Origin of the sequence: Psychrobacter immobilis (assembly GCF_904846285.1) — a bacterium.
Lineage (GTDB): Bacteria > Pseudomonadota > Gammaproteobacteria > Pseudomonadales > Moraxellaceae > Psychrobacter > Psychrobacter immobilis_D.
In genome coordinates, this window is sequence record NZ_CAJHAD010000007.1 from 37,521 (window position 1) to 62,165 (window position 24,645).

The 24,645-nt window shown below is 42.4% G+C and carries 34 protein-coding genes and 1 pseudogene; 4 read left to right on the forward strand and 31 right to left on the reverse strand.

Annotated features, from left to right (window positions below; translation table 11 throughout):
- Nucleotides 1–134 precede the first annotated feature (134 nt).
- Both ilvN and JMX13_RS05975 read right to left on the reverse strand, forming a co-directional pair.
- Nucleotides 135–632 carry an acetolactate synthase small subunit gene (gene ilvN, locus JMX13_RS05970; protein WP_201546375.1) on the reverse strand — a complete coding sequence of 166 codons (498 nt, stop codon included), beginning with the start codon at nt 630–632 and terminating at the stop codon, nt 135–137.
- The gene (locus tag JMX13_RS05975) at nt 632–2,464 is read right to left on the reverse strand and encodes an acetolactate synthase 3 large subunit (RefSeq protein ID WP_201611174.1); all 1,833 of its coding nucleotides are present in this window, start codon (nt 2,462–2,464) and stop codon (nt 632–634) included. Before JMX13_RS05975 ends, ilvN begins: the two co-directional genes overlap by 1 nt.
- Nucleotides 2,465–3,309: 845 nt before the next feature.
- Between JMX13_RS05975 and JMX13_RS05980 the strand changes: the two genes are divergently transcribed.
- Entirely contained in the window at nt 3,310–3,804 is a 495-nt protein-coding gene (locus JMX13_RS05980) for a DUF4124 domain-containing protein (protein ID WP_201610984.1), read from the forward strand.
- Between the two features lie 67 nt (nt 3,805–3,871).
- Here the strand turns inward: JMX13_RS05980 and JMX13_RS05985 are convergent, their stop codons facing one another.
- The gene (locus JMX13_RS05985) at nt 3,872–5,641 is read right to left on the reverse strand and encodes an NAD(P)H-hydrate dehydratase (RefSeq protein ID WP_201610986.1); all 1,770 of its coding nucleotides are present in this window, start codon (nt 5,639–5,641) and stop codon (nt 3,872–3,874) included.
- A 194-nt stretch (nt 5,642–5,835) separates the two neighbouring features.
- Between JMX13_RS05985 and queG the strand changes: the two genes are divergently transcribed.
- A complete protein-coding gene (gene queG, locus JMX13_RS05990; protein ID WP_201610994.1) occupies nt 5,836–7,077 on the forward strand; it encodes a tRNA epoxyqueuosine(34) reductase QueG in 1,242 nt (413 codons plus the stop codon).
- 118 nt (nt 7,078–7,195) lie between these two features.
- On the opposite strand, the gene lysM is transcribed toward queG, so the two are convergent.
- From lysM to JMX13_RS06020, 6 genes are all read right to left on the reverse strand, one after another.
- A complete protein-coding gene (lysM, locus tag JMX13_RS05995; RefSeq protein ID WP_201610997.1) occupies nt 7,196–7,705 on the reverse strand; it encodes a peptidoglycan-binding protein LysM in 510 nt (169 codons plus the stop codon).
- Nucleotides 7,706–8,032: 327 nt separating this feature from the next.
- Complete coding sequence (gene acpP / locus JMX13_RS06000; protein WP_201546371.1) at nt 8,033–8,269, reverse strand: acyl carrier protein; 237 nt, start codon at nt 8,267–8,269, stop codon at nt 8,033–8,035.
- Nucleotides 8,270–8,553: 284 nt separating this feature from the next.
- The gene (gene fabG / locus JMX13_RS06005) at nt 8,554–9,288 is read right to left on the reverse strand and encodes a 3-oxoacyl-ACP reductase FabG (RefSeq protein WP_265088399.1); all 735 of its coding nucleotides are present in this window, start codon (nt 9,286–9,288) and stop codon (nt 8,554–8,556) included.
- Nucleotides 9,279–10,247 carry an ACP S-malonyltransferase gene (fabD, locus tag JMX13_RS06010; protein WP_201611001.1) on the reverse strand — a complete coding sequence of 323 codons (969 nt, stop codon included), beginning with the start codon at nt 10,245–10,247 and terminating at the stop codon, nt 9,279–9,281. The genes fabG and fabD overlap by 10 nt, the downstream gene beginning before the upstream one ends.
- 379 nt (nt 10,248–10,626) lie before the next feature.
- A complete protein-coding gene (gene rpmF, locus JMX13_RS06015) occupies nt 10,627–10,809 on the reverse strand; it encodes a 50S ribosomal protein L32 (protein ID WP_011279813.1) in 183 nt (60 codons plus the stop codon).
- A gap of 331 nt (nt 10,810–11,140) precedes the next feature.
- Nucleotides 11,141–11,734, reverse strand: coding sequence for a YceD family protein (locus tag JMX13_RS06020; RefSeq protein ID WP_201611003.1), 594 nt, complete (start codon nt 11,732–11,734; stop codon nt 11,141–11,143).
- A gap of 201 nt (nt 11,735–11,935) precedes the next feature.
- On the opposite strand from JMX13_RS06020, the gene JMX13_RS06025 reads away from it, so the two are divergent.
- On the forward strand, nt 11,936–12,640 hold the full coding sequence (locus JMX13_RS06025) for an elongation factor P hydroxylase (protein ID WP_201611010.1): 705 nt from the start codon (nt 11,936–11,938) through the stop codon (nt 12,638–12,640).
- Between the two features lie 284 nt (nt 12,641–12,924).
- On the forward strand, nt 12,925–13,542 hold the full coding sequence (locus JMX13_RS06030; protein WP_201611020.1) for an L-threonylcarbamoyladenylate synthase: 618 nt from the start codon (nt 12,925–12,927) through the stop codon (nt 13,540–13,542).
- Between the two features lie 82 nt (nt 13,543–13,624).
- On the opposite strand, the gene rplQ is transcribed toward JMX13_RS06030, so the two are convergent.
- The 22 genes and pseudogenes from rplQ to rplV form a co-directional block, all read right to left on the reverse strand.
- Nucleotides 13,625–13,984, reverse strand: a complete 360-nt coding sequence (rplQ, locus tag JMX13_RS06035) for a 50S ribosomal protein L17 (protein ID WP_025652195.1) — start codon at nt 13,982–13,984, stop codon at nt 13,625–13,627.
- A gap of 19 nt (nt 13,985–14,003) precedes the next feature.
- Entirely contained in the window at nt 14,004–15,011 is a 1,008-nt protein-coding gene (locus JMX13_RS06040) for a DNA-directed RNA polymerase subunit alpha (RefSeq protein ID WP_068408445.1), read from the reverse strand.
- Nucleotides 15,012–15,092: 81 nt separating this feature from the next.
- Nucleotides 15,093–15,734: a 30S ribosomal protein S4 gene (rpsD, locus tag JMX13_RS06045; RefSeq protein ID WP_011279807.1), complete on the reverse strand. Its 642-nt coding sequence runs from the start codon at nt 15,732–15,734 to the stop codon at nt 15,093–15,095.
- Between the two features lie 48 nt (nt 15,735–15,782).
- Nucleotides 15,783–16,172, reverse strand: coding sequence for a 30S ribosomal protein S11 (gene rpsK / locus JMX13_RS06050; protein WP_045454458.1), 390 nt, complete (start codon nt 16,170–16,172; stop codon nt 15,783–15,785).
- A 20-nt stretch (nt 16,173–16,192) separates the two neighbouring features.
- Nucleotides 16,193–16,549 carry a 30S ribosomal protein S13 gene (gene rpsM, locus JMX13_RS06055; protein ID WP_149490921.1) on the reverse strand — a complete coding sequence of 119 codons (357 nt, stop codon included), beginning with the start codon at nt 16,547–16,549 and terminating at the stop codon, nt 16,193–16,195.
- 256 nt (nt 16,550–16,805) lie between these two features.
- A complete protein-coding gene (gene rpmJ / locus JMX13_RS06060) occupies nt 16,806–16,922 on the reverse strand; it encodes a 50S ribosomal protein L36 (protein ID WP_010196721.1) in 117 nt (38 codons plus the stop codon).
- Between the two features lie 32 nt (nt 16,923–16,954).
- On the reverse strand, nt 16,955–18,286 hold the full coding sequence (gene secY / locus JMX13_RS06065) for a preprotein translocase subunit SecY (RefSeq protein ID WP_201611176.1): 1,332 nt from the start codon (nt 18,284–18,286) through the stop codon (nt 16,955–16,957).
- Between the two features lie 19 nt (nt 18,287–18,305).
- Entirely contained in the window at nt 18,306–18,746 is a 441-nt protein-coding gene (gene rplO / locus JMX13_RS06070; RefSeq protein WP_201546365.1) for a 50S ribosomal protein L15, read from the reverse strand.
- A complete protein-coding gene (gene rpmD, locus JMX13_RS06075; RefSeq protein WP_201540379.1) occupies nt 18,746–18,925 on the reverse strand; it encodes a 50S ribosomal protein L30 in 180 nt (59 codons plus the stop codon). The genes rplO and rpmD overlap by 1 nt, the downstream gene beginning before the upstream one ends.
- 20 nt (nt 18,926–18,945) lie before the next feature.
- A complete protein-coding gene (gene rpsE, locus JMX13_RS06080) occupies nt 18,946–19,461 on the reverse strand; it encodes a 30S ribosomal protein S5 (RefSeq protein ID WP_201546364.1) in 516 nt (171 codons plus the stop codon).
- Nucleotides 19,462–19,463: 2 nt separating this feature from the next.
- Complete coding sequence (gene rplR / locus JMX13_RS06085) at nt 19,464–19,814, reverse strand: 50S ribosomal protein L18 (RefSeq protein WP_201546363.1); 351 nt, start codon at nt 19,812–19,814, stop codon at nt 19,464–19,466.
- Between the two features lie 11 nt (nt 19,815–19,825).
- On the reverse strand, nt 19,826–20,359 hold the full coding sequence (rplF, locus tag JMX13_RS06090) for a 50S ribosomal protein L6 (protein WP_201546362.1): 534 nt from the start codon (nt 20,357–20,359) through the stop codon (nt 19,826–19,828).
- A gap of 175 nt (nt 20,360–20,534) precedes the next feature.
- Nucleotides 20,535–20,933, reverse strand: a complete 399-nt coding sequence (gene rpsH, locus JMX13_RS06095) for a 30S ribosomal protein S8 (protein ID WP_201546361.1) — start codon at nt 20,931–20,933, stop codon at nt 20,535–20,537.
- Nucleotides 20,934–20,944: 11 nt separating this feature from the next.
- Nucleotides 20,945–21,250 carry a 30S ribosomal protein S14 gene (gene rpsN, locus JMX13_RS06100; RefSeq protein WP_011279798.1) on the reverse strand — a complete coding sequence of 102 codons (306 nt, stop codon included), beginning with the start codon at nt 21,248–21,250 and terminating at the stop codon, nt 20,945–20,947.
- 12 nt (nt 21,251–21,262) lie between these two features.
- Nucleotides 21,263–21,799: a 50S ribosomal protein L5 gene (gene rplE / locus JMX13_RS06105; RefSeq protein WP_201546360.1), complete on the reverse strand. Its 537-nt coding sequence runs from the start codon at nt 21,797–21,799 to the stop codon at nt 21,263–21,265.
- A gap of 21 nt (nt 21,800–21,820) precedes the next feature.
- On the reverse strand, nt 21,821–22,138 hold the full coding sequence (gene rplX / locus JMX13_RS06110; protein WP_010196703.1) for a 50S ribosomal protein L24: 318 nt from the start codon (nt 22,136–22,138) through the stop codon (nt 21,821–21,823).
- An 8-nt stretch (nt 22,139–22,146) separates the two neighbouring features.
- Nucleotides 22,147–22,515, reverse strand: a complete 369-nt coding sequence (rplN, locus tag JMX13_RS06115) for a 50S ribosomal protein L14 (protein ID WP_010196702.1) — start codon at nt 22,513–22,515, stop codon at nt 22,147–22,149.
- A gap of 182 nt (nt 22,516–22,697) precedes the next feature.
- Nucleotides 22,698–22,973, reverse strand: a complete 276-nt coding sequence (gene rpsQ / locus JMX13_RS06120; protein WP_201546359.1) for a 30S ribosomal protein S17 — start codon at nt 22,971–22,973, stop codon at nt 22,698–22,700.
- A complete protein-coding gene (rpmC, locus tag JMX13_RS06125) occupies nt 22,970–23,167 on the reverse strand; it encodes a 50S ribosomal protein L29 (protein WP_011279794.1) in 198 nt (65 codons plus the stop codon). The genes rpsQ and rpmC overlap by 4 nt, the downstream gene beginning before the upstream one ends.
- Nucleotides 23,167–23,580 (reverse strand): 50S ribosomal protein L16, encoded by a 414-nt coding sequence (gene rplP, locus JMX13_RS06130; RefSeq protein ID WP_201546358.1) that lies wholly within the window; start codon nt 23,578–23,580, stop codon nt 23,167–23,169. The genes rpmC and rplP overlap by 1 nt, the downstream gene beginning before the upstream one ends.
- Nucleotides 23,520–24,312: pseudogene (rpsC, locus tag JMX13_RS06135) on the reverse strand (30S ribosomal protein S3). The gene rplP and the pseudogene rpsC overlap by 61 nt, the downstream one beginning before the upstream one ends.
- Nucleotides 24,313–24,315: 3 nt before the next feature.
- On the reverse strand, nt 24,316–24,645 hold the full coding sequence (gene rplV / locus JMX13_RS06140) for a 50S ribosomal protein L22 (protein ID WP_068408473.1): 330 nt from the start codon (nt 24,643–24,645) through the stop codon (nt 24,316–24,318).

Sequence of the window (24,645 nt, forward strand, 5' to 3'; positions counted from 1 at the left end):
GGCCATGGATAAATAAACGCTTAGATTACAGTCACTATCGTAAAGTGATTTGCTATATAAGCGTTATGCTAAGTGTTGAATAATTAAATTTAAAATACCACGCTTTAAACCATATATTTTGCGATAAACGCTGCCTATAAGCTCAGCGTTTTTTCGCCGCGTGCAATACCAATCACACCCGAACGCACGACTTCCATGATACGTTCACGGCCAATCACATCGATAAAGCCGTCAAGCTTGGCTTCGTCACCGACGATTTGAATGGTATAAAGGTTTGAATTCACATCAACGATTTGTGCACGGAAAATATCGGCACTGCGTTTAATCTCTTCACGTACTCCGCCTGTCGCTCGCACTTTGATTAGCATCAGTTCGCGTTCGACGTGTACGGTATCTGATAGATTAAGCACTTTAACCACTTCAATCAATTTATGCAATTGCTTGGTGATTTGCTCTATCTTTTCAGGTGAGGTAATCGTTGTTAACGTTAAGCGAGAAATACTCGGATCATCTGTTGGTGCAACGTTTAGCGTTTCAATGTTGTAGCCACGTTGAGAGAACAAACCGACCACTCGCGACAACGAACCCGCTTCGTTTTCCATCAATACCGAAATCAGATGTTGTTGTTGCATTAGGTACGCTCCCCTTTGGTTAACCACATATCACGCATCGCTTGCCCAGCGATCTGCATCGGATACACATGCTCGTTACGATCGACATAAACGTCGATAAATACCAACTTATCCTTCATTGCCATAGCTTCCGCCAACTGTGCTTCCATAGTTGCAGGATCAGTAATCTTCATACCGACGTGACCATAGCTTTCAGCCAATTTGACAAAATCTGGTAATGAATTCATATAAGAATGGGCGTGACGGCCTTCATACAACATATCTTGCCACTGCTTCACCATACCTAACTGAGCGTTATTTAGGTTTAGGATTTTAACTGGCAAATCATATTGCAAGCAGGTTGAGAGTTCTTGGATATTCATCTGAATAGAGCCTTCACCAGTAATACAAACCACATCGCGCTCAGGATTAGCAAGTTTTGCTGCCATTGCGTATGGCAGGCCGACGCCCATGGTACCAAGACCACCTGAGTTTAGCCATTGGCGCGGCTCATTATAAGTATAGTAAAGCGCGGCAAACATCTGATGCTGACCGACATCACTGGTGATAATCGCGTTGCTATTAGTCACTTTATCTAAGGCTTGTACGACCGCTTGTGGCTTAATGCCATTATCGGTACTAGTGTCATAACGTAGGCCATGACGCTTACGCCACTCATTAATCTGTGACCACCAATCTAACAATGCATGTTGCTCTAGCTCTTTATCTTCACCGACAATTTCTATGATATCGGTAAGCACAGATTTAACATCGCCTACAATCGGAATATGCGCATTAATCGTTTTTGAAATGGAGGTAGGATCAATATCAATATGAATAATCGTCGCATTCGGACAGAATTTTTTCACATTGTTGGTCACGCGGTCATCAAACCGTGCCCCAATTGCCAAGATTACGTCGGCGTGATGCATGGTCATATTGGCTTCATAGGTGCCATGCATACCAAGCATACCCAAGAACTGGCTATCAGAACCAGGAAACGCACCCAAGCCCATTAAGGTGTTGGTTACGGGTAAGTTTAAGCGATGCGCAAGATCAGTCAGCTCCTTATGTGCATTGCCTAAAACAACACCGCCGCCAGAGTAAATAATCGGGCGCTTAGCAGCAAGTAGTGTTTCAACCGCTTTTTTGATTTGACCACTATGACCTTTTAATGACGGCTGATACGAGCGTATAAACACCTCTTTTGGGTATTCATAAGCAAATTTTTCGCTAGGCGCCGTCATATCTTTTGGCACATCGATTACAACAGGACCTGGACGTCCAGCCTGCGCAATATAAAATGCTTTTTTAACAATCATTGGAATTTCGCTAGCATGGCGTACTTGAAAACTATGCTTGACGATAGGACGCGACACACCAATCATATCGGTTTCTTGGAAAGCATCTTCACCGATTAGGCTGCTAGGTACCTGGCCTGCGATGACGACCATCGGCACAGAATCCATAAATGCTGTGGCAATAGCTGTCACCGTATTGGTGGCACCAGGGCCTGACGTCGCTAAGACCACACCAGTCTGACCCGTGACTCGCGAATAAGCATCGGCCATATGACCGGCTGCTTGCTCATGACGTACTAAGATATGCTCGATATTTTCTTGTTGAAACAAGGCGTCATAAATATGCAGAACAGCGCCGCCTGGGTAGCCAAAAATATATTTGACCCCTTCATCTGTGAGTGATTGCACCAGCATCTCAGCGCCAGATAGCATTACAGGCTCGGCGCTACCTTCAGCAAGGCGTTGTTGCTTCTCTTCAAAATTTTTGGCGGCATTGCCCGTTTGGGTATGTCCAGTCATATTTGGACTTTGCGTGGTTTGCGTCACTGTCATCACCTTTTTTTGTGGTAGGAATTGGCGTTCATTCATAAGAGAAAACAACGGTATTTGCACAGAGTTGTCTGGCTCTTAAAATAAATACGAATCCTTATCCATATCAAGAATGTGTGCCCACTATATTTAAGCAACGCTGCTTTATAAGACAGCAAGCCACTCAAACACAGCAATATATGTCAGGTCAGCGTTGTGACAGGATTTTATCGATAGACAGTGACAAGATGCGAGTGCATCTATAAAAGAGGCTTATTATTTGTAATAGATACGTGCTTACGCCAGTAATAAATAAATCGATACCGCATGAAAAAACAAATCTCAAAATAGTTACCGCATTATAAGATTTTTAAATCTTATAACCTGTTTGATGAGTAAATGTTATAACCACACGTTACGCCCTATTTTTGTTACAGCCAAATCTTAGCAAACACAGTAATAATAAGTTTATCTTAGTCATTGTAGACGGATAAGTCCGGAGACAATAAATATAGAATCTGATAACCATTACGATAATGACCATATATTTTATATTTTTGTCACAAAGAAAATAAAGCTAAGCGAGCTACTGATAAGTAATCCGTAGTCCTTATTTTCAAGTGCCACGGCAATATCATAAAAGCCGCTCACTGACCAATCAACTGCTATTATATTCGATGGTTTAGCCACCATTGTCAAGAAAAACTTCTAAACCCCATCCCTAACTATTAGTTATTAAATAATGTACATTTATAAGTAATATTTGCTAAAATCAAACGCTAATGTATTTATATTGTTATCAAGACGTTTAAATATTATCCTTAACTGATAAATACATACGTTTTTTACCTATTAAGAGGATTGTTACTATGGAATATGCGTCTACCATAAATACCGCTGCCAAACTGCTTATGAGTATCAGTACGGCGTGTATGCTCATGCTGCCAATCAATGCCAGTTATGCCGTTCAGGTTTATAAATCTATCGGTGCGCATGGTGAGGTGAAATACAGCCAACATGCACCGCAAAACGGTAAAAATATCGAAGTGATTGAATTCCGCAGTGACGGCAGACAAAGTAACGCCGGACAGTTGGCAGGTAAAACTGAAGCCAATCAAGCGGCACCGCAAAGCGCAGAAGAACAACGGGTTGCACAGTTAGAGGCGCGTATCAAAGAGCAAGAGACGCAGGCAAATGCCCAGCGTTGCCAATCATTACGTAATAATTTGACCAATCTAAATGTTGGCGGACGTATCTATGAGATGGATGCCAATGGTAAACGTCAATACTTAGATGGCCGTGAGATTGAGCTCAAGCGTGAGCGCGTACAGCAAGCCATCAATCAATATTGTAATGGTACCTAAACCTAGTTTTAATTATTTCTTTCAATAATATTAGTGCCGCTCTATTTAAACTCTTAGCAGTTATTAATTACTCAGTGATTAATTGCATAATATGACGAATAGCAGCGGGCATATCTTGCGCTTGTAAGCCTCGTTGCCCGACCAATAATGACCTATCATTATTGGTCATACTGCCAAGTTTTTCCTTCTTATTGACTAAACAGTCTCCCGCCAATCCATGAAGGAGAACCGCTTGGTGCAAACTACCCGCTTCTTCGCTTAAATCTTCTTGAGCTAGCAGACCTGCAATCACACCTGATAACACATCGCCCATCCCAGCGCTTGCCATGCCAGCGTTACCGACGCCACAAACATAAACGCGATGTTCTTCTTTATTTTGCTCCAAAACTAAAGACCCTGCCCCTTTTAACACCCAGTTACCACCATAGTTTTCGGTACACTGTTTTATAGCTGCCAATCTATCAGCCTCTACTTCATTAACCTTTTTATTTAATAACTTAGCCGCTTCACCACTATGCGGGGTGAAACAAACCTGATTTTTAACGCTATGCGCTTTTAACTGCGACACCAGTTGATGCTCATCTATATGCAATGCTGCCAAATGATAAAGACCATCAGCATCAATAACTATCGGCTTACCTTCTACTATCGCCGTTTCAATATAAGTCATAAAAACTGCTTTTGCTTTTTCATCACGGCCCAGCCCCATACCGATAACTATTACACTGGCTTCCATGATAAGGTTCTTTATTCCATCTGCATCATGCAAATTTATCGTCATCGCATCTGGCAGTGAGGTTAAGAGCGCCCCATGAAATGCCTCATGACAGGCGACGGTTATTTTACCTGCCCCTGTTGCCATCGCACTTGAGGCCGAAAGGATAGCAGCGCCGCCCATCCCTTGTGAGCCATCAATACGGTTACCACCAATGACTAATACGTGTCCATAACTGCCTTTATAGCTGTTTTGCCGGCGAGGATTTAAAACATGCGCAGTCGTGATTAATTTGGCAGCTGGCTTAAATGCTTTATTGCCCATTTGATAAGGTATCAGCGGTATATCAATAATCTCGCCGCTATAATCCATACCATCCTTAGTATGCAAACCAAATTTGCGCGCAATTAAACATAACGTCGCATCAGCCTGCACCGCTATTTGGTCAAATACTTGACCCGTAGAGGCCACCAATCCGCTAGGAATATCAAGCGCAATCGTTAAAGCACTATTATCCTGAGCAGCAGCATTAAAGGCACAAATTGCCTGTTTATAGATGCCTGTAGGCGCACGATCTAGACCGATACCGAATAATGCATCGATATAAACATCCGCTTGCCGCTGCTTACCTACTTTATCATTATCATTACCGTCTTCAAAGCGCCGATAAGAACAGTTAGTAGACAAAGCTATTTGTAGCGCTTTTTGCGCATCAGATAGCACTTTTTTCTCGTTAGGATGTTGCGTTGTATCATTTATCGCAAAATGATGACTATCAAAACCAACGGTTACTACCTCTACTGGCCAGCCCATTTGCTGCAAATAGTAAGCAATCATCCAACCGTCGCCGCCATTATTCCCCCGCCCGACCCAAATACTAGCTCGAGGCTTATAAGTAGGACGACGGTAAAATTTAACGTTAGCTAATGCATGAGTATTGAGCATTTTTTGCTCATAAAGCGCCGCAATATACTGTGCCATTTGCCATGCTGCTTGTTTCATTAATCCAAAACTGTCATGACCTTCAGCAAACCATGCCTGCTCCATGGCATAAAGTTGTTTACTGTTATAAAGCGCGATAGGCATGGTGGTATTTGCTAATAAATTGGCTGGTATTGGCATGGCTGATTCTCGCTTATTTTTATTTGGTGGTTTTATTATTCTAATAATAGGATGACGTGTAATTCATATAAGCTTAATCAAAGGTTTTGTTCAATTAGGTATCAGTGTAAATACAGATTTACTTACTTTTCCACTTGCGCTCTTAGCTCACTGGCTTATCATACTGCTATTCACATTATCATTTATAGCTCATTATGAATAGCAAATCCCAATCTACTCAGTCTCAGTTCACACAGCCAGACACACAGACGTTAGCAGCGCAGACGCCTGCGTCCAATCATGCACGAAAAACCAAAATTGATGTTAATAATACACTGAGATTTACAACGCCAGCCGAGGTTAAGCAATGGATTAAAGCCCAAGCACAAGCATTAGGCTTTGCTGACTGTGGGTTTTTATCGGTGCATCACCCTTTATTTATCCAGCAAACGGAGCGACTGCAGCAATGGTTAGCTAAGGGTTATGAGGGGCAATTGCAGTTTATGCATAATAACCACCAGCTACGCGCCCATCCCGAACAACTGGTAGAAGGCGCGAAAACTATCATCAGCGTGCGCATGGATTACTTAACCCAAACTCCTACGCCACGAGCAGTCACTGATAATGCGTATCCTAATCAAGGTATCATTGCCCGTTATGCTCGAGGACGCGACTATCATAAAACAATGCGTAGTCGTCTCAAGCAATTGGCATTAAAAATTGAAGCCATGCTTCCTGAATGGCAGCATCTTAATATCGGCTCAGAGCAAGACTTTATTTTTAGACCCTTTAGTGATTCTGCGCCTATCTTTGAGCGCCCTATTGCCGACGCAGCAGGTCTCGGCTGGACGGGCAAACATACCCTGCTCATCAATAAGCAAGCCGGCTCATTTTTTGTACTGGGCGAGCTATTTATGAGCCTCGAGCTGCCTGATGATGAACCGGTTAAAGAGCATTGTGGTAGCTGCAGCGCCTGTATCGACATCTGCCCTACCAAAGCCATTGTCGCGCCCTACGAGCTGAATGCTTCTGCTTGTATCTCCTACCTCACCATTGAGCACGATGGTATTATTGATAGCAAGTATCGCCGCGCCATTGGTAATCGTATCTTTGGCTGTGATGACTGTCAGCTTATTTGCCCATGGAACCGCTATGCCAATCTGACATCGGTAGAAGACTTTGCGCCAAGGCACAATCTTGATAGCAGCAGTTTGCTTGAACTATGGCAATGGCAAGAAGCGGAGTTTATGAAGAAGACCGAAGGTAGCCCACTTAGACGCACAGGTTACGTGAATTTTTTACGTAATATTGCCATTGCTCTCGGCAATGCAGATGGAAGTAAAGAGATAATAACTCACCTTCGTACAAGATTAGCCATACATAATGCTATGCTAGATGAACATATTACTTGGTCTATCAAAGAGCAGCAGGAAAAGTTAGAAAGCTTTGAGCCATAACTTCTATATCAAATATATCAAACAAAAAAATGCCTCTTATTTAGTAAGAGGCATTTTTATTAGCATGTAACTTTAAATATTTATGTTTAAAAATCTATCTTTTATATTCAAAATCATCTTATGGCTTAGGGATACGTAGTACTTGACCAGGATAAATTTTGTCTGGCTCAGAAAGCATTGGCTTATTGGCTTCAAAGATTTTCATATAATCATTCGCTGAACCATAAACTTCTTTTGCAATTTTAGACAAGCTATCACCAGATTTTACCGTATACATAGTAGATTCAGGTGCATCTTCTTCAATATCGATGTTGTCGATGACTTTAGCAACGTTTTGCACGTTACCAATAGCAATAATGGCTTTTTCACGGTCTGCTTGCGTTTTCGCTTTACCACTGATTTCAGCAGTATCGGTTGAACCATTGTATTTGATTTTTAAGTCGCTGATATTCAGATTTTGTTGCTGAATACGACGCAGTAAAATATTGGCTACTGACTGAGCTGAAGGCTCATTGCTTTGTACTGGGGTGTTGGCATCCGCTTTGGTTTCTGCTTTAGCGTCATGCTTGGCATCGTCACGGTTAAAGATTTTATCACCGATATCTTTTGCAAAACTGAACATACCCATATAACTGCTCCTTGAGATATTATTAATTATTATTCATGGTTATTATTACAATGATAACTCATATCGGTCATCATTCTTTTTGCTTACCATTATGAGTATAAGCAAAGATATGAGCGATGAATAGTAATAGTATGTTGAGTAATGTTGATTTGGCGTAGCTTATGTTAACGTAATCGTTGGTGGTAACGAGTAATCTATAAAAGCTATTAAGCTAAATTAAGAAAGACAATAATTAATAGCTAGCCGATATCCATAAAAAATCAGCAAAAAAAACCGCCTATCTATACAGATAAGCGGTCATATCAAACACGTTAAGCTAATCGCTAATTATAGCTGCGCTTGCACGTAATCAATGGCTTTTTGAACAGTCGTTAGTTCTGCTGAAGCTTCATCAGGAATAGTGATGCCAAAATCGCTTTCAAATGACATAACCAATTCAACTAGGTCTAACGAATCAGCGCCTAGATCTTCCATAAATGATGCATCGTTGTTGATGTCTTCAACATTCATACCCAATTGTTCCGCTACTGCAGCTTTAACTCTTAGCTCGGTATCATTACTCATGTAGATTTCTCCTTTTTGATCTATTATTTTGACAAATTACTATAGTGCCGTGATTGGAGGCTATAGCATTGTATATAAAATGGGCTAGTCAGATTAGCATGGCTGTCTGAGTGTACTATAACCAATTATACGTTTTGACTAATGTCTGGTAAAGCCTTGCTATCATACAGGGCTTTGACGAAAAAGTATCCGTCATTATAGCACTCTTTATTATAGTTTACACTCGTTCACAGAGTTTTTTATTATAACTATGTAACGCTCCATTAGAATAATAAACTCTAACGCTACATATACATGCCACCATTAACTGGAATAACCGCACCGGTAATATAGCTGGCTTCATCACTTGCTAAAAACGAGACGGCCGCAGCGATATCTTCTGGCTGACCAAGACGGCTAATCGGCACCGCATCGAGCATGGAGTTCAATAAGCGCTCGTCGAGCTCATCAGTCATATCCGTTTCAATCAAACCTGGCGCGACACAGTTAATCGTCACTTGCCGTGAGCCTATTTCACGCGCTAGGGTACGGCTAAAACCTTCGACACCGGCTTTGGTCGCCGCATAGTTAGATTGGCCTGCATTACCCATTTGGGCGACAACAGAGGTGATATTGATGATACGACCACGGCGTGCTTTCATCATACCGCGTATCGCACGTTTACTCATACGATAAACTGAGGTCAAATTGGTATCAATCACATTGTCCCAATCTTCATCTTTCATACGCATCAATAAGCCATCTTGGGTAATGCCGGCATTATTGACCAATACTTGTACCGCGCCATAGACGCTTTCAATCTCTTCAAACAGTTTATCAATCTGCGCCGTATCACGCACATCTAATATTCGACCAATACCGCCGCTATCGTGTAGATATTCGTCAATAAGCGCCGCGCCTTTTTCCGTGGTCGCGGTACCAATGACAAAATGACCTTCTTTGGCAAAACGTTTGGCAACGGCTTTGCCAATACCGCGGCTAGCACCCGTCACTAATGTAATTGTACGACTCATGATAATACCTCCATTAACTTATCTAGACGGGCAAGCTTGTCTGTAGGATAACTGGCAATAGGATGCGCTTGACGCTTCGCTAAATTACTCAAGACATTACCACTGCCACACTCGATTAAAATATTAATTTGTTTATCGGCCAGCTCTTGCATGGTTTTTGACCATAAGACAGGTTCACTTAACTGTTCGGTCAATGCTTGCTTGATACCTGTTGCACTGGTTTCAACCCGTGCATGACGGTTTTGAATGACTGGAATAGTCGCTTGATCAAATTGAATCGCCGCCAGCTCTTCGGCCAAGGCACTGGTTGCAGGTTCCATAAGAGCACAATGTGACGGCACACTGACCTTTAATGGAATGGCTTTTTTGCCAGTATTTTGAACTTTATCAATGACGGCGTTGACGCCTGCCGCATTACCTGAAACCACCACTTGTCCTGGACTGTTAAAGTTTGCTGCCCCGACAATGGCATCATCGACGTGCTCGGTGGCCTGCTCACACAAGTTTTCAACCCGGTGGTCTTCTAGACCTAGCACAGCAGCCATCGCGGTATCAATACCAACTACCGCCGCTTGCATCAATTGGCCACGCTTATGCACCAGCTTGACGGCATCCGCAAGCGTTATCACACCAGCGGCACAGAGGGCGCTATATTCTCCTAGAGAATGGCCCGCTAGGTAACAAGGCTTGTCTTCTATTTTTTGTTGTAAAATGCGCCAAACGGCGATGCTAGCGGTCAATAAGGCCGGCTGAGTGTAATGGGTTTGATTAAGCTTGTCTTCATCCTGACAAATTGCCCATAAATCTTCACCAAGCGCCGTACTCGCCTCAGTAAAGGTATCACGAATCTCAGGATATGCTTCAGCAAGCTCACTCAGCATACCGACGACTTGCGAGCCTTGTCCTGGGAAGATGACTGCGATGCGAGTAGGTTGTTTCTTTATCATATCGGGTACAGAGGCCATAACCAATATTCCTTATTTAATTGGCAATACCCCTAAATTAATGGGGTGCATTATAGAGTTAGAAAGTAATTAGAAGATTTATGATATAAAGTGATGGCTATCATTATTCCTTTAAGACAGCTAACGGTGGTTAAACTATACACTGACGCAGGCCATTAGCATAGCTGCCAACAAGCACTGGCGTGAAATGGTTTATTTATAATAATTACTGCTTAAAAAAAGAATAGCAAAAAGCCAAGTTATCTAGCCACATAATATATGATAGCGAAATAACTTGGCTTTCTTTAGCTCAAACCAATTGCTGGATAATAGCGTTATAAAGAACATCGATAGTCATGAGAACCATCATAATCTTTAGCAGCCATCAAATAACAATAAATTAAGCATCTTGACTTACTTTAAACAACTGACGACCACGATAAAAACCATCTTTAGTCATGTGATGACGACGATGTTTTTCACCAGTAGTAGCATCGATGCTTATTTCAGCAATTTCCATACGGTGATGTGAACGGCGCATGTCACGACGTGAACGACTTTTACGACTTTTTTGAACGGCCATGATATAGCTCCTATACTTAAAAGGGGATAAGCTTGAAATTCAGCTTTAATCGACACTGACAGAGGCTATATAATCACAACAACCTAAGTCTTACGCATCATTAGTTAAATAGATTGCCACGTATTAAAGTGCTGATAACGTCTAAAATCTATAGTTAGTTTGCAAGGTCAGCGCCTATCTGCCAGTAGCAGATTGCTAGAATGCAATAAACGGGACATTATACGCATGTTTAGCGGATTAATAAAGCCCTGCTTTTCAATCTTCTGCATAAAGCTGATAAAAAGATGCTCTAAAACTTCCATCCTATTTATCACTAATACAGTTTATAAGGTTATAACTTGCCTTTTAAAGACGCTAAAGCGGCAAAAGGATTCTCCGTTTCTTCTTCTTCAGGTATTTCACCAAACTGCTCAACACTCATCTCACAATCATCATGCTTTGGTGCCATCGGTGTTTTGAGTAAAATCTCATCTTCGACCAGTTTTTTAAGCGGTAATAAGCGCTCAGGAGCCGGCTCAGTGATAATTTCATCAAGCAATAAATAGTCCTGCTCTTCACCAACCAAGCGCACTTGGCTTTCGTTATCGAGCAATGCAATATCATAATCATCGGTCAAATCGATCACAATTGGTTGCAAACAACGCTGGCAGGTTAACCATATCTCACCGCTCAAGGTAAAAGAGAGATGCAAGACATTATTACGGCGATAGAGATTGGCATTAATCTGAAGGTCTGACTGCAAATGCTCGGTCGTCAGTAAAGGATTAAGACGCTCAAAAGAGCCCGGTGCGACTTGCCCTACCCATTCAAAACCACTGTCTTCCCATTTACTTAAGGAGATATGTTCTGGCAGATTGGCAGACGTAGGAGCTGATAATTTATCAGCCTGAAGCGCTGACGGCTTGTTTGTTGGGGTACTTGACATGCGCGGCCTCATTGATCAAAAACGGTGTATAATATTGCCTGCCATACTAACGGAAAGCGCTGATTAGCGCTAGGGCTAGTATGTTAAGATTTTTGGTACTAGTTTTCACAGTAGATTTGCATCTACTTTAGATTGCTCGCGTCTGTAAATAACGCGCTCTGACTTTTTTACTTGGTTGCTTTTACTTGGTTGCTATTCAATATGATATCGCTTGCTGTTAACCCCAATTTTTCCCACTTACTTTCTACGCCTGATGCTAAACGCTTACTAAAACGTCTCAATGAATTGAACAGTAAAAAAACCAATGCTAATTTCGATAATAAAATAAAACCGCAGTTACAAACACTGTCAGAACAATGGCATAAAATTATCCATGCTGAAGATACAAACGCTTTTGATGAGAATGAAAAAACAGCGACCGACTGGCTTATAAGCTTATTCAATACCCTATTTTCTGAACAACAGGTTATTTTAGTTCGCGGTAATGGGGAGCCAGAATATTTCCCTGCTAAAGACAATCAGCCAGCACGTATTGAATTCGCCCATGGTTTTTTTCAAAGTGCATTGCATGAGCTTAGCCATTTTTTTATTGCAGGTGAACAGCGTAGACAGCTCTCTGACTTTGGTTACTGGTATGCACCTGATGGACGCACAGCAGCTCAGCAGCAAGCATTTGAGCGTGTAGAGATTAAACCACAGGCACTTGAGTGTTTGTTTAGCTTGGCTTGCGGTCGTGATTTTCAAGTATCACAGGATAACCTCTTTGCAGACTTCGATACCAGTACTAGTACGTTTGCGCATGATGTGTATCAACAAGCCAAAGCGTACATTACTGAGCCTCATACACTACCGCGTGATGCCAAAACGTTATTGCAGGCATTGTTGACTATCTGTACTGCTGTTTAGCGGCATAATATTGCTCACATCATACTTGCTACTTATCACGATTAATCCATTTTATAACGTTAACGTTTCCCTACTCATAGTAACGCCTTGCCAATAAACTTATATTTGCTTTGCGTTATACTGGGTAGGTAGTTTTAATCTTTTCTATACTTAATAATTTATTAGCATAGCTAACCAGAAAAAAATCTGATATTAAAATTGTTCGATTCAATCATGATTCATTAAATCTTTTATATTAAAAACACCATATCAAATAATTTATAATTATAAAATAAGGAATGATTATGCAAGTATTTTACATTCATCCAGAGAATCCACAGCCACGACTTATTGAACAAGCAGCTGACCTATTACGTAAAGATCAACTGATTATCTACCCTACCGATACCAGTTACGCGTTTGGTTGTCGATTAGGTGCAAAAGATGCATTGGAAAAACTCAAGCAAATACGCGCGCTTGATGACAAGCACCAGTTTACCTTGCTATGCCGTGACTTAAGCGAAATTGCTAATTATGCCGCCGTAGACAACATCCAGTTTAAACAGCTCAAAGCACATACACCCGCGCCTATTACTTTTATCCTCAATGCCACCAAAGATGTGCCAAAGAAACTGGCTCATGCCAAGAAAAAGACCATTGGTATTCGAGTACCAAGCAACGCTATTGCTCAAGCGCTGTTAGAGGCGATGAATGAGCCTATTTTGACCAGCTCATTAATAATGCCGAATCGCGATGAAATTCTAGATGACCCTTTCGAGATTGAAGAATTATTAGGCAATCAGATAGACGGGCTCATTAATGCTGGTATCAAAACCACCAAGCTGACGACCATTGTAGATATGACCAGTGGTCAGCCTGAAATCATCAGACAAGGTGCGGCTGACGTTAGTTCGCTATTATAAACAAAGAAACATAGATAAAAAACGCATAAAAAAAAGCTCCAATAAATTGGAGCTTTTTTTATCTTACAATTAGCATGTAAAATTAGTCACGATCAACCAGTTCTACATAAGCCATTGGCGCATTGTCACCATCACGGTGACCACATTTTACGATACGCAAATAGCCACCTGGACGAGCTTGGTAACGAGGACCAAGAGTACCAAATAGTTTGCCTACCATAGCTTTGCTACGCATACGGCTGAACGCCAAACGGCGGTTAGCAACGCTGTCTTCTTTAGCCATAGTGATTAATGGCTCAGCAACACGGCGTAACTCTTTTGCTTTTGGTAAAGTTGTTTTGATCAGTTCATGCTCAAATAATGAGTTGGTCATGTTCTGAAACATTGCCTTACGATGACTGCCGGTACGACCCAGCTTGACTCCACTCTTACGATGGCGCATAGTCAAAAATCCTTAAAGTTTAACGGCTACGATAAGAAAAGCGATCATCAACACGAAGGTCAGCTGGTGGCCAATTATCTAGGCGCATACCGAGCTCTAAATCTTTAGACGCTAATACGTCTTTGATTTCCGTCAATGATTTCTTACCAAGATTTGGGGTTTTTAGTAGTTCAGTCTCTGAACGCTGTACCAAATCACCGATATAGTAAATGTTTTCAGCTTTTAAGCAGTTGGCTGAGCGAACCGTTAGTTCAAGATCGTCCACAGGGCGTAATAGCACCGGATCGACCTCTTCTTTTTCTTTCACAGGCTCAGGCGCTTCTTCAGCTTCTAGGTCAACAAAGATAGAAATCTGTTGTTGTAAAATAGTGGCTGCTTTACGAATTGCTTCTTCTGGATCTATAGTGCCATTAGTTTCAAGCTCAATGATAAGACGATCAAGATCGGTACGTTGTTCTACACGTGCGTTCTCAACCTGATAAGCAACACGCAGTACTGGACTAAAACTTGCATCAAGCTTTAAGCGTCCAATCGCTTTAGTGTCACCATCTTCACGGCGCTGGTTTGCTGGCTCATATCCACGACCCATTACTACGCGCAAACGCATCTTAAGATGACCACGATCGCTTAATGTGCCTAATACCAATTCTGGATTGATAATATCAACATTATGCGGCAAGGTGATGTCTGCAGCAGTAATAGTGCCTGGACCTTGTTTATCCAAGGTCAAAAATACTTCATTTTGGTCATGAAGGGTGATTGCCAAGCCTTTTAAGTTCAAAAGCAAGTCAAGCACATCTTCTTGTAGCCCTTCAAGCGTTGAGTATTCATGGTCAACACCATCAATCTCAGCTTCAATGACTGCAGCACCAGGTAATGAAGATAACAAGATGCGACGTAAGGCATTACCCAAGGTATGCCCAAAGCCGCGTTCTAACGGTTCGAGCGTGACTTTCGCAATCGTTTCGTTAACCGTATCCACGTTAATGGCATTCGGCGTTAGAAACTCAGTTGCACTTAGCATCATGATGTCACCTCGATTTATTAAACTGGTTTAATTAACGTCAATTGCTCAATGCTATTTTCATAACATCGAGCATCACGTTACTTACTTAGAGTATAGCTCAACGATCAAGCTTTCGTTGATTTCAGCAGGTAGATCAATACGATCAGGCGCTTTCTTAAACGTGCCTTGTAGTTTGCTGTGGTCAACGTCTAGCCATTCTGGAATACCACGTTGGGTAGCCAGTTCAATTGCGTTTTTAATACGTAATTGCTCGCGAGATTTCTCTTGGATAGCGATGACATCACCATCTTGCAACTGAATTGATGGAATGTTCACACGAACAAACTCATCACGGCCAGCTTTTTTTACCATCACAGTGCGATGGCTAACTAGCTGACGTGCTTCAGCGCGAGTTGAGCCGAAGCCCATGCGGTATACTACGTTATCAAGACGACTCTCAAGCATTGCTAACAAGTTTTCACCAGTAGCGCCACGCTTACGAGCAGCTTCTTTGTAGTAGTTTGCAAACTGACGCTCTAATACACCATAGATACGCTTAACTTTTTGTTTTTCACGTAACTGTAGAGAGTATTCTGAACTTTTATTACGACTAACACCATGTTGACCAGGTGGACGAGCCGATTTTTTCGTTTTTACGTCGTATGGTTTAACACCAGACTTAAGGCCTAAGTCTGTACCTTCACGACGTGATAATTTGAGTTTTGGTCCAATATAACGGGCCATTGTTATGTCTCCTATAAGCTCTTATTATAAAAAGCTTCGTCTTTAATATTAGACGCGGCGCTTTTTCGGCGCACGGCAACCATTGTGTGGGATTGGGGTTACATCAGAGATGCTGTTGACTTTATAACCCAATGCACCTAGTGCTCTTACCGCAGACTCACGACCCGGTCCTGGTCCTTTGACCAAAACGTCGATATTCTTAACACCGTATTCTTGAGCCGCTTTACCAGCGACTTCAGCTGCAACCTGAGCTGCAAATGGTGTAGATTTACGTGAACCACGGAAGCCTTGTCCACCTGAAGTGGCCCAAGCCAATGCATTACCCTGACGATCGGTAATCGTAACAATGGTGTTATTAAAAGACGCATGGATATGGGCAATGCCCTCCGATACTGAACGACGAGTCACCTTTTTGCGACTGCGAGTGTCTTTTGCCATCTTTTAGCTTCCTAAGTTAATTATCTTTTGAGAGGGCGTGTCGGACCCTTACGAGTACGAGCGTTGTTCTTGGTGTTCTGACCGCGAACTGGTAAGTTACGACGATGGCGGATGCCACGGTAACAACCAAGATCAACCAAGCGCTTGATGTTCATTGACACTTCACGACGAAGATCACCTTCAGTCATGTATTCTGCAACTTGTGCACGGATAGCATCTAACTGTGTATCATCTAACTGACTGACTTTAGTAGTAGGGGCAATGCCAACTGCTTCTAAGATTTTCTGAGCAGTGGTACGACCTACACCAAAGATGTAAGTTAGTGAAATAACAGCATGCTTATTATCCGGAATGTTTACGCCGGCAATACGAGCCATTGATTTCTCTCCATTAAAGAAAAATAAGCTTTATCTATCGATAAGGCATTACTTTTCAGATTTGTTGCTGTCAATACTAAAGCTTTTATAATTATAATCACTGCTTCGAGTTGGTAAACCAATCTATTCATTGAACATTTTATAAAAGGTTTTGCATAAACTACGGCAAGTGGCGGATGATATCCCATCCGCCGTCATTTTTCAAGTATTAATTTAGTAAATAGCACAAGCTTAGCGCATTGTTCTATTAAAAATATTAACCTTGACGTTGCTTGTGGCGAGGTTCTGCGGTACAAATAATATGTACACGGCCTTTACGGCGCACAACTTTACAGCTACCACAAATCTTCTTAACTGATGCTTGAACTTTCATAGCATACTCCTTTGAAATATCGTACCGCTCATTTAAGGTTGAGTGGGCGATTGAATTAACGTCTGATCATGATATTGATGGGTCATCAAATGCGCTTGGATTTGCGAGATGAAGTCCATTACCACAACCACCATAATCAGTAGCGACGTACCACCAAGTTGAAACGGTACACCAAACGATGACTGGACGACCATTGGCATTAAACAAATAACCGTCATATACATCGCGCCAATAAAGGTCAGTCGGTTTAATACATGATCGAGGTAACGCTGAGTTTGTTGTCCGGGGCGAATACCTGGAATATACGCACCACTACGTTTAAGGTTTTCTGCAACTTCGCGCGGACTAAATACCAGTGCCGTATAGAAGTAACAGAAGAAAATAATCATTGCGCCAAACAGAACCAAATATAGCGGCTGCCCTGGGGACAACACCAATGCCATATTTTGCAATATCTTTTGCGTAAAGGTAGGATCAGCCGATTGACCAACCCACTGCCCTAAACTTGCTGGAAACAACAATAACGAGCTAGCAAAAATGGCTGGGATAACCCCTGCCATGTTCAGCTTCAACGGCAAATGTGACTGCTGCTGAGCATATATCTTGCGGCCCTGCTGTTGCTTTTGTGCATAGTTCACTGGCACACGGCGCTGAGCACGTTCAATATAAACGATACCGGCAGTCACTGCGATGCCTAGCAATACAAAGATAAAGAGTACAATCAAGTTCATCTGCCCTTGATTGACCTGTTCGATAGACTGCGAAATCATACCTGGTGTACCAGCCACAATACTCGCAAAAATGAGCATTGAGATACCATTACCTACGCCGCGCTCTGTAATCTGCTCACCAAGCCACATTAAGAACATAGCGCCAGCTACCAATGAGGTAACCGCTGGAATATAAAAGGTCAGACCAGAAGATAAGGTAAGGTTTTGGCTGATTAAACCAGCACACATCCCTAATGACTGTACTAGGGCTAACGCAAGCGTACCTTGACGGGTATACTTGTTTAGCTTACGTCGTCCCGCTTCGCCTTCTTTTTTGAGGGCTTCAAGCGATGGCAATACCGTAGACATCATCTGTACAATAATCGATGCTGAGATATATGGCATGATGCCAAGCGCCATAATGGACATACGTTCTAGTGCACCACCTGAAAACATGTTAAACATGCTCAAAATGGTATTTTCGTTGCGCGAAAACAGATCAGCCAAGTTAACCGGGTTGATACCCGGTACTGGAATATGCGACCCAAAACGATAAACAATCAATGCGCCGATTAAGAATAATAAACGCGACCAAAGCTCATCATACTTACGTATAAAGGCAAATGGATTGAGCGGTATACCAGACGATGACATTGATTGCTTTGACACGTTACTACTCCTCGATGCTACCACCAGCAGCTTCGATTGCTAGCTTGGCGCCTTTAGTCACTTTGATACCTTTGAAAGTATAAGCTTTAGTGACTTCGCCTGACAACATAATACGAGCGCGCTTCATGTCGTGACGGATAAGGTTAGCAGCTTTTAATGTTTCAATGCTAACCACATCGCCTTCGATTTGGTTCAGTTCAGAAAGACGAACTTCAGCAGTCGTCATGGCCATTTTACTGGTAAAACCAAATTTCGGTAGACGGCGATATAAAGGCATTTGACCACCTTCAAATCCTGAGCGAATGCTAGAACCTGAACGAGATTTCTGACCTTTTACACCACGACCACCGGTTTTGCCAAGGCCTGAACCGATACCGCGACCACGACGTTGGGCAGTTTTCTTTGCGCCAACACCTGGTGATAATTCATTTAATCTAAGTCCCATTACGCTTCCTCCACTTTTACCATGTAGTTAACGCGATTGACCATACCGCGGTTTGAAGGAGTATCTTCTACTTCAACAGTATGATTAATACGGCGTAAACCCAATCCTTTCAAGCTCGCTTTGTGGCTCTTGAGGCGATGGGCACCCGATTTAAATTGAGTGACTTTCATTTTTTTCATCGTAACTCACCTAGTCTAAGTTAACCCAAGATTTCGTCTACAGATTTACCACGTTTCGCTGCCATCTTTTCTGGAGTTGACATATCACGTAAACCGTTGAATGTTGCACGTACAACGTTCGCAGTGTTGGTAGAACCATGAGATTTTGTTAAAACATCTTTAACACCCGCAACTTCTAATACTGCACGCATTGCGCCACCAGCGATTACGCCAGTACCTTCAGATGCAGGCTGCATATAGACTTTACTAGCACCATGACGTGCTTTGATCGGATGGAATAAAGTTGCACCATTAAGTTCAACAGTAATCATATTGCGTTTAGCAGCTTCTAGCGCTTTTTGGATAGCAGCTGGCACTTCACGTGCTTTACCACGACCAAAACCAACACGGCCATTGCCATCGCCCACCACGGTTAAAGCAGTGAAAGAGAAAATACGACCACCTTTAACAACTTTTGCAACGCGATCAACGGTAACTAAGCGTTCTACTAGACCGTCAGTCTGTTCATTTTTATCATTTTTATCATTTCTAGCCATGATTAAAACTCCAATCCGTTTTCGCGAGCCGCTTCAGCTAAAGCTTTTACTCGACCATGATATTTAAAACCACTACGGTCAAAGGCAACTTTAGTAATACCAGCTGCTTTTGCGCGTTCTGCGATTAATTGGCCTACAGACGTCGCTGCATCAGCGTTACCAGTCGCGCCTGAACGCAAGCTGCTGTCTAAGGTAGATGCCTGAGCAATCACTTCACCACCGTTCGGAGAGATAATCTGGGCATAAATATGTCTTGGCGTACGATTAACCGTTAGACGATGAACGCCTAAGAAACGGATATGTGCGCGGGTTTTCTTTGCTCGACGTAGACGAGCTGCTTTTTTATCAAACATTTCAACTCACCTTATTTTTTCTTGGCTTCTTTGCGAATCACATGCTCGTCACTATAACGAATACCTTTACCTTTATAAGGCTCTGGTGGACGGAAAGCGCGGATATTAGCCGCTGCTTGACCAAGCTGCTGTTTATTGTTTGATTTCAAAACAATTTCAGTTTGCGTTGGGGTTTCAGCCGACACACCTTCAGGTAGCGTATATTCTACTGGATGTGAGTAACCAACGTTTAGCGTTACTTTATTACCAGTAGCTTGAGCACGATAACCAACACCAATTAGTTGAAGACGTCTTTCAAAGCCTTCATTCACGCCTGTAACATAGTTGTTAAGCAAAGCGCGCATGGTGCCAGTGTGCATCATGGCTTCTTTTGAATCGACTGTAGGTGAGAAAATGATTGCATCATCTTCCTGTTTCAGCTCGACCAATTCATGCAGGCGTAAAGACAAATTGCCGTTCTTGCCTTTAACTTCGACCTGCCGATCGTTCAAAGTAACACTTACGCCGCTAGGCAGTGCTACTGGGGCTTTAGCCACACGAGACATAGGAATATTCCTTAAAAAATTAACTTACTTCTATTAGCGAAAAAACTAACAGGCTAAAAAGCGTGTTAGTTTAGCATAATTGATGGCGTTAGACACCTATCAATTTGAAATAATTTATCATTACTCAATTGATAGCAGTCTAACAAGCATCAAATAGACTTTATCGTCGTTTAGCTTACGCTACAAATGCAACGATTTCACCACCGATACCAGCAGCGCGTGCAGCACGATCGCTCATGATACCTTGGCTGGTTGATACGATAGCAACACCCATACCTTGTTTAACAGTAGGGATAGCGTCTTTACCGCGATGCTGGCGTAAACCAGGACGGCTGAAACGTTGAATCGTTTCAATAACAGCTTTACCTTCGAAGTATTTTAATTCGATAGATAAAGTTGCTTTGTTGTTGTCTTCTTCAGTAACAACAGCATTAGCTACATAGCCTTCGTTAACCAATAAGTCAGCGATAGATTTACGTAGTTTAGAGCTCGGCATTGCTACCGATACTTTATTAGCCATTTGTGCGTTACGAATACGGGTTAGCATATCCCCAACGGTATCTTGCATACTCATATAGTTACTCCTTACCAGCTTGCTTTACGAACACCAGGCACATCGCCTTGCATGACACGCTCACGCAACATATTGCGTGATAAGCCAAACTTGCGGAAGTAACCGTGAGGACGACCTGTGATAGCACAACGATTGCGCAGACGTACTGGTGATGCGTTACGTGGTAAAGCTTGTAGCTCTAACATCGCTTCCATACGAGTTTCGTCACTTGCAGTCATATCACTGATAGTTTCTTTTAGCTTGATACGCTTGTCAGCATATTTAGCTACCATTTTCTCGCGCTTTAATTCGCGGTTAATCATGCTCTTCTTTGCCATAACGTCTTTACCTTATTTAAATGGGAAGCCGAATGCTTTAAGCAACGCACGACCTTCATCATCAGTAGCAGCTGACGTAGTGATGGTCACATCCATACCGCGGATACGATCAATCTTGTCGAAGTCTACTTCTGGGAATACGATTTGTTCTTTGATACCCAATGAGTAGTTACCACGACCGTCAAAGGCTTTAGATGAAAAACCACGGAAGTCACGAACACGAGGAATTGCAACGGCAATGAGACGATCTAAAAATTCGTACATTTGCTCACCGCGTAGCGTTACTTTGCAACCAATTGGCCATTCTTCACGAATCTTAAAGCCAGCAATTGATTTACGCGCTTTGGTGACTACAGGTTTTTGACCAGCGATAGCAGTCATGTCAGCTACTGCACCTTCAAGCAATTTCTTGTCTTGAGACGCGCCGCCTACACCCATATTAAGTGTGATTTTAGTGATTTTAGGCACTTGCATCACGTTATCTAAACCAAGCTCTTCTTTGATCTTCTGCTTGAGTTCTTCGTTATATAAAGCTTTTAATCTTGCCATTACCATTACACCCTTAGTGTCTTACGCAGTCGCCACTACTTCACCGTTCGAACGATAGACGCGTTGTTTGTTGCCGTCTTCGCCGAATTGATAAGTAATACGGTCTGCTTTTTGGGTTTGCGCATTTAAGATTGCGACATTTGAGATGTGTAAAAAAGCTTCTTGCTTAAGAATGCCGCCTTCAACGCCAGTTGCCTGATTGGGCTTCTGATGTTTAGTGACAATGTTAATGCCTTCAACTTTAATACGATCGTTTTTTACAGCTTGTACAGTACCTTGTTTGCCTTTATCTTTACCGGCAATCACGATAACTGTATCGCCTTTACGTAATTTTGACATGGATTACCTCACAATACTTCTGGTGCTAGTGATACAATTTTCATAAACTGATCACCACGTAGTTCACGAGTTACCGGTCCAAAAATACGAGTTGCAATCGGTGCTTTGTTTTGGTTCAACAATACCGCAGCATTGTCATCAAAACGTAATACCGAACCATCAGGGCGACGAACGCCTTTTTTGGTACGTACAACTACCGCATTCATCACGTCGCCTTTTTTAACACGACCGCGAGGAATGGCTTCTTTAACCGTTACTTTAATGATATCGCCGACCGATGCATAACGACGATGAGAGCCACCCAGTACTTTAATGCACTGAACTCGTCTTGCACCGCTATTGTCTGCAACTTCCAGCATTGACTCAACCTGAATCATAGCGTTAACTCCGCACGTATGAGCAATAAAAACCAGTTGCTGCCGCTAGCACAGTATGAGTAGACGGCATTTAATGTAAATAACCGCAGCTTACTCTTAATGTGAGTGATATACGCTCGGCGCAATCAGCATCCTTAAAAAGGCGGACATTTTAACAGCTTCTGGCTTTTAATGCAATTTACTTAGATTTTTTCTACTTTTTCAACCACTTCAACCAAAGTCCAAGACTTGGTTTTTGAGATTGGACGCGTTTCTTTGATACGGACAAGGTCGCCTTGTTGGCAAACGTTGTCTTCATCATGTGCTTTAATTTTGGTAGAACGACGAAGCTGTTTGCCATATAAAGGATGACGAACCAGACGCTCAATCAAAACCGTGATGGACTTGTCCATCTTGTCACTGACAACTCGTCCTGTCAGAACACTAGCATTGGTCGTTGCTTGATTGTTATCGCTCATGAGTCGCCTCGTTGTTTCTCGTTAATCAAAGTCTGAAGCTGAGCAATCGCACGACGATTGACACGTACTTCATGGGTATTCCCCAACTGACCGGTTGCTTTAGCCATACGAATACGGAAAGCATCAAGTTGCTTTTCATCAAGTAACTGAGTCAGTTCTTCTAATGATTTATCACGTAATTCACTGATCTTCATTACATTATCGTCCGCTTAACAATGGTAGTTTTAAAGGGCAGTTTTGCTGCTGCAAGCGTTAAGGCTTCGCGAGCAAGCTCTTCTGATACCCCTTCAAGTTCATATAGTATTTTACCAGGTTTGACTTCGCATACCCAATATTCTACAGGACCTTTACCTTTACCCATACGTACTTCTAATGGCTTGTTGGTAATTGGTTTGTCTGGGAATACACGAATCCAGATTTTACCGCCACGCTTAATTTTACGAGTGATGGTACGACGTGCTGCTTCAATTTGACGGGCAGTCATACGACCACGAGTCAAAGATTTTAGACCAATTTGTCCGAATGCAACGGTGCTTCCACGATGAGCTAGCCCAGTGTTACGACCTTTATGCATTTTACGAAACTTGGTACGTTTTGGCTGTAACATAGTTTAACCTCTGTCTGTGTTTCGACGGTTTCCGTTTCCACGACCACGGCGTTTTGGCGCACGAGTCTGCTCTTCTTTAACGGGGTTATAAACGCTGTTCATACCGTCAAGGATTTCGCCACGGAAGATCCAAACTTTTACACCGATGGTGCCATAAGTGGTTTCCGCACGTACTGACGAATAGTCAATATCGGCGCGTAGTGTATGCAGTGGCACACGACCTTCACGGTACCATTCAGTACGAGCAATCTCAGCACCGCCAAGACGGCCAGACAACTCAACTTTAATACCTTTAGCACCAGAACGCATGCTGTTTTGTACCGCGCGCTTCATTGCACGGCGGAACATCACACGACGCTCAAGCTGACTTGCGATACCTTGTGCTACTAAATGAGCATCAAGATCAGGCGAGGTGATTTCTTCAATATTGACCTGAGCAGGTACGCCCATAATTTTGGTCAATTCTTTTTGAAGTCTTTCAATATCTTCGCCTTTCTTACCGATAACAATACCAGGACGCGCAGTGGCGATGGTAATCTTAGCAGCACCAGTAGGACGCTCAATCATGATATTGCTAATCATAGCATTATCTAGTTTTTTGCGTAGATACTCGCGTACTTGGATGTCATTGATCAGGTATTCTGAGTATTGTTTAGGGTTAGCATACCAGTTTGCGTTATGCTTTTTGACAACACCAAGACGAATTCCGATTGGATGTACTTTTTGTCCCATAACTTATTCTCCTACCTTTATAGTGATGTGACAAGTACGCTTACTGATACGATCAGCGCGACCTTTAGCACGTGGTAGGATACGTTTTAGCGTAATGCCTTCATCAACGTAGATGGTTGATACTTTAAGCGTATCAATATCTAAACCGTTATTGTGTTCGGCATTGGCGATGGCTGAGTCAAGACATTTCTTAACGAACACAGCGCCTTTTTTATTACTATACGTTAGGATATCCAAAGCACGCTCGATAGATTTGCCGCGAACTTCATCAGCAACGAGTCTAACTTTTTGTGCCGAAATGGCGGCACCGCGTAATTTTGCAGTTACTTCCAT